This is a genomic window from Sphingomonas bacterium (genome assembly GCF_903643035.1).
Taxonomy (GTDB): Bacteria; Pseudomonadota; Alphaproteobacteria; order Sphingomonadales; family Sphingomonadaceae; genus Sphingomonas.
Genome location: NZ_CAHJWW010000111.1, coordinates 1 through 9,119, shown reverse-complemented (window position 1 = coordinate 9,119; position 9,119 = coordinate 1). Strand labels below are relative to the sequence as shown.

10 protein-coding genes and 1 pseudogene are annotated in these 9,119 nt (G+C 68.8%); 2 read left to right on the top strand and 9 right to left on the bottom strand.

Annotated features, from left to right (window positions below; all coding sequences use genetic code 11):
* Positions 1-236 precede the first annotated feature (236 nt).
* Positions 237-1,322, top strand: a complete 1,086-nt coding sequence (locus HUV01_RS08500) for a CgeB family protein (protein WP_174297858.1) — start codon at positions 237-239, stop codon at positions 1,320-1,322.
* A gap of 9 nt (positions 1,323-1,331) precedes the next feature.
* On the top strand, positions 1,332-1,811 hold the full coding sequence (locus HUV01_RS08495; RefSeq protein ID WP_174297857.1) for a DUF4440 domain-containing protein: 480 nt from the start codon (positions 1,332-1,334) through the stop codon (positions 1,809-1,811).
* 46 nt (positions 1,812-1,857) lie between these two features.
* On the opposite strand, the gene HUV01_RS08490 is transcribed toward HUV01_RS08495, so the two are convergent.
* The 9 genes and pseudogenes from HUV01_RS08490 to HUV01_RS08450 all read right to left on the bottom strand — a co-directional run bounded on the left by HUV01_RS08490 (position 1,858) and on the right by HUV01_RS08450 (position 8,836).
* Positions 1,858-2,223 carry a HesB/IscA family protein gene (locus HUV01_RS08490; RefSeq protein ID WP_174297856.1) on the bottom strand — a complete coding sequence of 122 codons (366 nt, stop codon included), beginning with the start codon at positions 2,221-2,223 and terminating at the stop codon, positions 1,858-1,860.
* A 41-nt stretch (positions 2,224-2,264) separates the two neighbouring features.
* Entirely contained in the window at positions 2,265-2,768 is a 504-nt protein-coding gene (locus HUV01_RS08485; protein WP_174297855.1) for an SUF system Fe-S cluster assembly protein, read from the bottom strand.
* 10 nt (positions 2,769-2,778) lie between these two features.
* The gene (locus HUV01_RS08480) at positions 2,779-3,972 is read right to left on the bottom strand and encodes a cysteine desulfurase (protein WP_174297860.1); all 1,194 of its coding nucleotides are present in this window, start codon (positions 3,970-3,972) and stop codon (positions 2,779-2,781) included.
* 101 nt (positions 3,973-4,073) lie between these two features.
* A complete protein-coding gene (locus HUV01_RS08475) occupies positions 4,074-5,144 on the bottom strand; it encodes a SufD family Fe-S cluster assembly protein (RefSeq protein ID WP_174297854.1) in 1,071 nt (356 codons plus the stop codon).
* A complete protein-coding gene (gene sufC, locus HUV01_RS08470) occupies positions 5,141-5,884 on the bottom strand; it encodes a Fe-S cluster assembly ATPase SufC (protein WP_174297853.1) in 744 nt (247 codons plus the stop codon). The genes HUV01_RS08475 and sufC overlap by 4 nt, the downstream gene beginning before the upstream one ends.
* Before the next feature lie 112 nt (positions 5,885-5,996).
* Positions 5,997-6,479, bottom strand: a complete 483-nt coding sequence (locus tag HUV01_RS08465) for an endonuclease domain-containing protein (RefSeq protein WP_254606510.1) — start codon at positions 6,477-6,479, stop codon at positions 5,997-5,999.
* A gap of 11 nt (positions 6,480-6,490) precedes the next feature.
* Positions 6,491-6,622 (bottom strand): annotated as a pseudogene (locus HUV01_RS08460) (ATP-binding cassette domain-containing protein); the annotation flags it as partial.
* A 232-nt stretch (positions 6,623-6,854) separates the two neighbouring features.
* Positions 6,855-8,330, bottom strand: a complete 1,476-nt coding sequence (sufB, locus tag HUV01_RS08455) for a Fe-S cluster assembly protein SufB (protein ID WP_174297852.1) — start codon at positions 8,328-8,330, stop codon at positions 6,855-6,857.
* Positions 8,330-8,836 (bottom strand): SUF system Fe-S cluster assembly regulator, encoded by a 507-nt coding sequence (locus HUV01_RS08450; RefSeq protein ID WP_174297851.1) that lies wholly within the window; start codon positions 8,834-8,836, stop codon positions 8,330-8,332. Before HUV01_RS08450 ends, sufB begins: the two co-directional genes overlap by 1 nt.
* Between the last annotated feature and the right edge of the window lie 283 nt (positions 8,837-9,119).

Genomic DNA, 9,119 nt, shown 5'->3' with positions numbered 1-9,119 from the left:
CGCGGCGGCGCTGGCGCGGGTGCTGGCGGAGCACACCTACGCGCTGCGCGCGCGCCAAGTCGACGCGCTGCTGCGCGACCGGGTGGCGCGGGCGCGGGAGGCGGCGTGATGGTGCCCAACCCTCCCCCCGTTCGTACCGAGCCCGTCGAGGCACGGGCCGCGGGCGATCCGTTCGCTGCACGTCCTTCGACAGGCTCAGGGCGAACGCGGAAAAGGCGGCCTTGGAAACAGGCTCCATGAAGCTCGTCGTCCTCGGCCTGTCGCTCTCATCCTCCTGGGGCAATGGGCACGCGACCACCTATCGCGCGCTCCTGAAGGCGTTCGCGGCGCGGGGGCACGACGTGCTGTTCCTCGAACGCGACGTGCCCTGGTATGCGGGGCAGCGCGACCTCGCCGACCCCGACTGGTGCCGCCTCGCCTTCTACCGCGACCTGGACGAGCTGGCGGGCTGGGCGGGCGAGGTCGCGCGCGCGGACGCGGTGATCGTCGGGTCGTACGTCCCGGACGGCGTCGCGGTCGGCGAGTGGGTGCAGGCGACCGCGACCGGCACCACCGGCTTCTACGACATCGACACGCCCGTCACGCTCGCCCGGCTGGCGCGCGGCGACGTCGAGTATCTCTCGCCGGCGTCGATTCCCGGATACGACGTCTACCTGTCGTTCACCGGCGGGCCGATGCTGGCGCGGATCGAGGCGGAATACGGCTCGCCGGCGGCGCGCGCGCTCTACTGCTCGGTCGACCCCGCCGCCTATCGCCCGACCGGCGCCGCGACGCGCTGGGACCTGTCGTACCTCGGCACCTATTCGCCCGACCGCCAGCCGGTGCTGGAGGAGCTGCTGATCGCGCCCGCGCGCGCCGCGCCGGACCGGCGCTTCGTCGTCGCCGGGCCGCAATATCCCGCCGGCATCGACTGGCCCGCGAACGTCGAGCGGATCGAGCATCTGGCGCCCGTCGACCATGCCGACTTCTACTCCGCCTCGCGCTGGACGCTGAACGTCACGCGGGCGGACATGGTGGCGGCGGGCTGGTCGCCGTCCGTCCGCCTGTTCGAGGCGGCGGCCTGCGCCTGCCCGATCGTGTCGGACCGGTGGGACGGGCTCGACGAGCTGCTGGTCCCCGATCGCGAGATCGTCCTGGCGGACGGCGCTGACGACGTGCTGGCGGCGCTTGCCCGCGACGATGCGGTCGCGATCGGCCGGGCGGGACAGGCGCGCGTGCTCGCCCGGCACACCGCCGCGCACCGGGCGGCCGAGCTGGAGGGCTATCTGCTCGACGCGGCAAGGCGCGTCGCGCCGCTCGTCAGGGCCGGGTCGAGCGAGTAGGAAGCCGGCATGATCCTCGCCCTGCTCGCGCCCATCCTGCTGGGGACCGCCGCCCAGCATATCGACCGCTCGACCGATCGGCTGCCCCATGCCGACCCCTTGCCGCTCGCCGACGACGACGCCGGTCCTCCGCTCGCGGCGGCGCAGCGCCTGCTCGCGGCGATCGCGACCCGCGACGGGGCCGCGGTGCTGGCCGCGGTCCACCCGGACGGCTCGGCGACGTCGGTGTCGGACCGGGGGGTCGATCGGCGGGACTGGACGGCGTTCGCCGCGCGGTTCAGGCCCGGCCCCGAACGCTACGAGGAGCGACTGACCGATCCCGCGGTCGATGTGGAGGGCGCGGTCGCGAGCGTCTGGAGCCCATACCAGTTCCGGATCGACGGCCGGCTCGACCATTGCGGCACCGACCATTTCGACCTGGTGCGCGAAGGCGGCGGCTGGCGCGTGCTCAACGTGACCTGGACGACGCGGACCTGTGGAGACCGATAATCCCGATCCGTCACCCCGGCCTTGAGCTGGGGTTACGGGAAGTGGCTCACACCGTGAAGCTCTCCCCGCAACCGCACGCGCCCTTGGCGTTGGGGTTGGCGAAGACGAAGCCGGCGGTGAAATCGTCCTCCACCCAGTCCATCGTCGAGCCCACGAGGTACAGGATCGACCCCCCGTCGACGAACAACGTGCCGCCCGGCGTCTCGATCCGCTCGTCGAAGGGCCCCAAACCGACTTGGGCCTCCGCGACGTAATCCACCGAGTAGGCGAGTCCCGAACAGCCGCGCCGCGGCGTGGACAGCTTCACACCCACCGACCCGTCCGGCGCGCGCGTCATCAGCGCGGCGATCCGCGCCTGGGCGGAGGGAGTGAGGTTGAGCGCGGCGGGGCGGGTGCGAGCAGTGGTGGCCATCGTCTCCCCCCCCCCCCCCCCGCGAGCGGGAGGGGAGCAGGTCACAACATTCCCAGTTCCAGCCGGGCCTCGTCGCTCATCTTCTGCGGGTCCCAGGGCGGATCCCAGACGAGATTGACGTCCGCGACCGATACGCCGGGCACCGCGCCCACGCGCAGCTCAACCTCGGCGGGCATCGATTCGGCGACGGGGCAGTTCGGCGTCGTCAGCGTCATCGTGACCGCGACCTGCCCGCCCTCGGTGACGTCGACGCCATAGATGAGCCCCAGCTCATAGATGTTCACCGGGATCTCGGGATCGTATATTTCCTTCAGCGCGGCGACCACCGCCTCGTACACCTCGCCGCCCGGCTCCCCCGTGGCCGTCACCGCCGGCTGCTGCGCGAGGAAGCCGGTGAGGTAGTCGCGCTTGCGGCCGAACGTGTCGGCGGCGCTCTCGCCCACATCCTCGACGCGCGCCCTGGGCGGCAGGGCGACGCTCTCGACTTCCTGGACGGAAATCGGCTCGGCGGGGATGCCATCGATCGGGATCGGCTTGCTGCTCATATGCCGGTTCTCATCCAAAGATCCTCGTTACCCGTCCGATGCCCCTGACCAGCGCGTCCACGTCGGCCGGGCCGTTATACACGCCGAAGCTCGCCCGCGCGGTCGCCTCGACGCCCAGCGCCTGCATCAGCGGCTGCGCGCAATGGTGGCCGGCGCGGATCGCGACCCGCGCTTCGTCCAAGATGGTGCCGACGTCGTGCGGATGCACCCCCTCGACCACGAACGACACGATGCCGGCGGAGTCCGCCGGTCCCAGCAACCGCACGCTGTTCAGCCCCGCAAGCGCGTCGCGCGTCGCCCGCACGAGTGCCGTCTCGTGCGCGTGGATCCGATCCAGGCCGATGCCCTCGACATAATCGATCGCGGCATGGAGCCCCAGTGCGCCGACGATGTGGGGCGTTCCCGCCTCGAACCGGCCCGGCGGCGCGGCATAGGTGGTCCGCTCGAAGCTGACACGGTCGATCATCGATCCGCCACCCTGATACGGCGGCATCCGCTCCAGCAGCTCCGCCCGGCCCCACAGCACGCCGATCCCGGTCGGCCCGTACAGCTTGTGGGCGGAAAAGACGTAGAAGTCGCAACCGATCGCCGCGACGTCGACCGACAGCCGCGGCACCGCCTGGCATCCGTCGATCAGGATCGTCGCGCCGACGCCGTGCGCGAGGTCGGTCGCCCGCTTCGCATCCAGCACCGATCCGAGCACGTTGGACACATGCGACAGCGCGACGAGCTTGTGAGCCGGCGTCAGCATCGCCGCCATCGCGTCGAGATCGATGCCGCCCTCGTGGGTCAGCGGCAGGACGTCGATCGCGGCCCCCACCCTCTGCGCCGCCATCTGCCACGGCACGATGTTGCTGTGATGCTCCAGCATCGACAGCAGGATACGGTCGCCCGCCTTCAGCTGCGTCGCCGCCCAGCATTGCGCGACGAGGTTTATCCCCTCCGTCGCGCCGCGCACGAACACGCATTCCTCCGGCTTGCCGCCGATGAACCGCGCCACGGCCGCGCGCGCAGCCTCATAGGCCAGCGTCATGTCGGCGGACCGCTGGTACACGCCGCGATGGACGGTGGCATAGGTCTCGCCATAGCCGCGCGCGATCGCGTCGATGACGGGGCTCGGCTTCTGCGACGTGGCGGCGGTGTCGAGATAGGACCAGCCGGCCGGGATTGCCGGGAAGTCGGACAGGAGGTCGAGCGGCGCGATCCCCCCCTCCCGCCCGCGGGACGGGTCGGGAGTGGAAAGGGTCGGGGGTGAGACGTCCCCAGCCCCTCCCGCGAGCGGGAGGGGAGCGGTCAGCACGTCCGTCACTTCATCGTCTCCAGCCAGGCGTCCGCGTCCGCCTCGAACGCCTCGCGCACCACGGCATTCCCGATTCGCCCCAGCGCGTCCGCGACGAACGCGCGGGTCATCAGCGCGCGCGCACGGGGCGGCGCGATGCCGCGCGACTCCATGTAGAACAGCGCGCGCGCGTCGAGTTCGCCCACCGTCGCGCCGTGCGCGCACTTCACGTCGTCGGCGAAGATCTCCAGCTCGGGCTTCAGGTTCACCGTCGCGGTGCGCTTGAGCAGCAGGCCGCGCAGCGACTGTTCGCCGTCGGTCTTCTGCGCGTGGCGGGCCACCTCGACCGCCGCCGCCAGGCTGGCGGTGGAGCGGTCCGCCGCCACCGCGCGCCACAGCTGGTGCGACTGGCCGTCGGGGCCGGCATGGCGGACGCGCACCGCGCATTCCTGCTTCTGTTCGCCCGAGGTCAGCAACGCGCCGCCGACCTCCGCATAGCCGCCCTCGCCCACCGTGACCTGGGCGTCGATCCGCGTCCCGGCCGCGCCGGCGCCCAGAAAGGTTGCGACCAGGCTTGCCCCCGTGCCGATCTCGACCTCGTCGCGCAACGAGGTGAAACCCGCCGACTGGAGCAACCGCACCGCGCGCATCAGCCGCGCCGACCGGCCAAGCTCGATCCGCGTCGCGCGGTTCGCCCAGCCCGCGCCGACGAACGTCTCCACGACCTGCGCGACCGCACCGTCGGCAAGCACGATCCGCGCGGGCAGGTGGTTCTGCGCCCCGGTGGCGACGTGGACGACCTGCACCGGGTCGGCGGCGGCGTCCGCGTCGAGGCGGAACGACCAGCCGAGCCCGTGCGCGCGGCGGCCCAGATGATGCTCGCCCGCGTCGATATCCGCCATCGTCACCGTACCAAGGCTGCTGCGCCCCTCGTCCAGCACGCCGTCGACGAAGAACAGCCGCGCACCGGCAAGGTCGAGGAACTCGTGTTCGGGCGCCACGACCGGCGCGAGCGCGGCGGCGGCGGCGATCCCGCCCAGGTCAGCCCACCGCCACGCCTCGGCGCGCGAGGAGGGAAGGTCGAGGACGGTCGTCACGCCGTCACCGCCGCATAGCCATCGCGTTCCAGCTGCACCGCCAGCTCCGCCCCGCCGGTGCGCGTGATCCGTCCCGCCTCCAGCACATGGACGACGTCCGGCTTCACATAGTCGAGCAGCCGCTGGTAATGGGTGATGAGGATCACCGCCTTGTCGGGTGCGCGCATGATGCGGTTGATGCCGTCGCCGACGATGCGCAGCGCGTCGATGTCGAGGCCGCTGTCAGTTTCGTCGAGGATCGCGAGCGCGGGGTTCACGATCCCCATCTGCACCATCTCGTTGCGCTTCTTCTCGCCGCCCGAGAAGCCGACGTTGACCGGGCGCTTGAGCATCTCGGCGTCCATTTGCAGACTCGCCGCCTGCGCGCGCGCGAGCTTCAGGAACTCGGCCCCCGACAGCGGCTTCTCGCCGCGGCTGCCACGCTGCGCGTTCAGCGCCTCGCGCAGGAACTGGACGTTGGACACGCCGGGGATCTCGACCGGATACTGGAAGCCGAGAAACAGCCCGGCGGCGGCGCGCTCGTGGGGGGCGAGGGCGAGCAGGTCGCGGCCCGCAAACGTCACCGATCCCGCCGTCACCTCGTACCCCGGCCGCCCGCCCAGCACATAGCCGAGCGTCGACTTGCCCGCGCCGTTCGGCCCCATGATCGCGTGCACCTCGCCCGCGTTGACGGTGAGCGACAGACCGCAAAGGATTTCCTTGCCGTCGATCTCGGCGTGGAGGTCTTGAATAAGAAGCATCAATGTCTCGTAAGAATAAGGTAAAACATGAACGCGTTCATCATTCCTTGCAGAATGATGACTTGGACGATGGGGTGCCACAAATCTGCGGCGATGATTTTGACCACTTTCATCAAGACGCCTCGCTTAGTCGAAGCCCCTCCCCTTCAGGGGAGGGGTTGGGGTGGGGCCTGTTCCAGCGCGGCGATGCTTGACGTAGCGCGACGAGGATCGCCGTCGCCACCCCATCTATATTATCCATCACGTCGCCATTACCGACACGCAGAACACGAAAACCATGAGCGGCGAGTTGATCGTCGCGTAATCGGTCCTTGCTCTCATCATGGGTATCGCCGTCGACTTCGACGATCAGGGCACGTTGCGGGCACAGGAAGTCGGCGATGAAGGGACCAATCACGGACTGGCGACGGAATTTGTATCCTTCCAGTTGCGAACCAGACAGCGCGCGCCACAACCGCTTTTCCGGCTCCGTCGGCTTGCGGCGCATCTCGGCGGCGCGCTCATGCAGCCAGCGGAGTTGCTCAACGGACAGGCCCCACCCCAAACCCCTCCCCTGAAGGGGAGGGGCTTTCGGATTCCAACCCTTGTCTATCACCGGACGCCCCCGCCCAGAGTCGACCCGCCCGCGCCGTTCGGCCCCATGATTGCGTGGATCTCGCCCGCATACATGGTGAGGGACAGGCCCTTGAGGGTCGGCTTGCCGTCGATGGCGGCGTGCGGGTTTTCAATTTTGAGCATACTTATCGTGTAGGTCCAAGGATCGTAGCGAAACCGATCAACGTCAAAACAAGACCGAAACCGAGCGCGAGCACAGTTCCCGCAAACGAGATAGCGAACGCGACTGGACTTTTACGAAACTTGTATATGTGACCGTAAGCACTAGCGCGCCTGTGAATTACGATATTTTTTAGGTTCAAAGTTGTGAACACTAACAGGACGATCGCCACGCCGAAAAGAGCGATGAAGCCTATCACCCCACGCTCCCCTCCAGCGAAATCCCCAGCAGCTTCTGCGCCTCGACCGCGAACTCCATCGGCAGCTGCTGCAGCACCTCGCGGGCGAAGCCGTTGACGATCAGCGCGACCGCCGCCTCGCTGTCGAGCCCGCGCGACATGGCGTAGAACATCTGGTCCTCGCTGATCTTCGACGTCGTCGCCTCGTGCTCGATCTGCGCGCTCGGGTTCCTCACCTCGATGTACGGCACCGTATGCGCGCCGCACTGGTCGCCGAGCAGCAGCGAGTCGCACTGGGTGAAGTTGCGGACGTTCTCCGCGCTCGGCCCGACGCGGACGAGGCCGCGATAGGTGTTGTCCGAGCGGCCGGCGCTGATCCCCTTGGACACGATCGTCGACTTCGTGTTCTTGCCCAGGTGGATCATCTTGGTGCCGGTGTCCGCCTGCTGGCGGTTGTTGGTCACCGCGACCGAGTAGAACTCGCCCACCGACCCGTCGCCCGCCAGCACGCAGGACGGGTACTTCCACGTGATCGCCGACCCGGTCTCCACCTGCGTCCACGACACCTTGCTGTTCCGCCCCTGGCACAGCGCGCGCTTGGTGACGAAATTGTAGATGCCGCCGACGCCGTTCTCGTCGCCCGGATACCAGTTCTGCACGGTCGAATACTTGATCTCGGCGTCGTCCATCACGACCAGCTCGACCACCGCGGCGTGGAGCTGGTTCTCGTCGCGCATCGGCGCGGTGCAGCCTTCGAGATAGCTTACGTACGCGCCCTTGTCGGCGACGATCAGCGTCCGCTCGAACTGGCCGGTGTTCTCCGCGTTGATGCGGAAATAGGTGGACAGCTCCATCGGGCAGCGCACGCCCTCGGGGATGTAGACGAACGTCCCGTCGGAGAAGACCGCGCTGTTGAGCGTCGCGAAGTAGTTGTCGCGCTGCGGCACCACCTTGCCCAGCCACTGGCGGACGAGGTCGGGATATTCCTTGATCGCCTCGCTGATCGACCGGAAGATGACGCCCGCCGCCTCCAGCTCCTTGCGGAAGGTGGTCGCGACCGACACGCTGTCGAACACCGCGTCCACCGCCACACGGCGCCTGGGTTCCGACCCGTCATCGACGCCGGCCAGCATCTTCTGCTCGCCGATCGGGATGCCCAGCTTCTCGTAGACGCGCAGGATCTCGGGATCGACCTCGTCCAGCGAGCCGAGCTTCGGCTTCGCCTTGGGCTCGGCGTAGTAATAGGAGTCCTGATAGTCGATCGGCGGCACGTTCATCTTCGCCCAGTCGGGCGGCGTCATCGTCAGCCACAGGCGATACGCCTTCAGCCGCCAGTCGAGCATCCACTGCGGCTCGCCCTTCTTGGCGGAGATGTAGCGGACAGTGTCCTCGGACAGGCCCTTGGGCGCGAAATCCTGCTCGATGTCCGAGTGGAAGCCCCACTCGTACGTCTTCGACACGGCCGCATAGGCTTCGGCGTTCTTGGTGGCCATTACAGTACCTTGCTCCCTTCCCGCTCGCGGGAAGGGCTGGGGATGGGCAGATCGGGAAGGGCGAAGGATGACTGCCCACCGACCCCTCCCGCAAGCGGGAGGGGAGGAGAAGACAGGGTCGCAAGGCTCACGCCCGCCAGCGCGCCGCGAACCGCCTCGTTGACGACCGCCCAGTGCGGCTTGACCGAGCAATGATGGTCGAGCGCACAGTCGTGGGTGGCCGTATCGACGCAGGTGGTGAGCGCGATCGGACCCTCGACCGCCTCGATCACGTCGGCCAGGCTGATCGCGGCCGCAGCACGCGCCAGCACGAAGCCGCCGCCGGTCCCGCGCGTGCTCTCGATCAGGCCCGCCGAGGCGAGCCGGCTGACCAGCTTCTGCGCGGTCGGCAGCGGCACCCGCGTCTCGTCGGCCAGCCGCGTCGCGTTCAGCCGCTCGCCGACGCCGTAGCGCGCGGCTGCGGTCATCATCACGATCGCGTAGTCAGCAAGACTGGAAAGGCGCATTGTTGCGAAGCGTTCTCAAATCAGACCATATCGATCCGATTGGTATTTGGGCTCCACCGCCCGAATCGTCAACCGCGCGCCGGCCGTGCCGCGACACCCGCCGGCATCCTCGATCACCCGTGCGTTCTTTTGACGATGCCGGCCGTCGCTGCCATGCCGCGATGATGTTCCATCGCCTGATCCGTCCCGCGCTGTTCCTGCTCGATCCGGAGCGCGCGCACGCGCTGGCGCTGCGATGGCTCGCCGTCCGCCCCGGCCGCGGGCCCGCAGCTGCTCCAGCTGT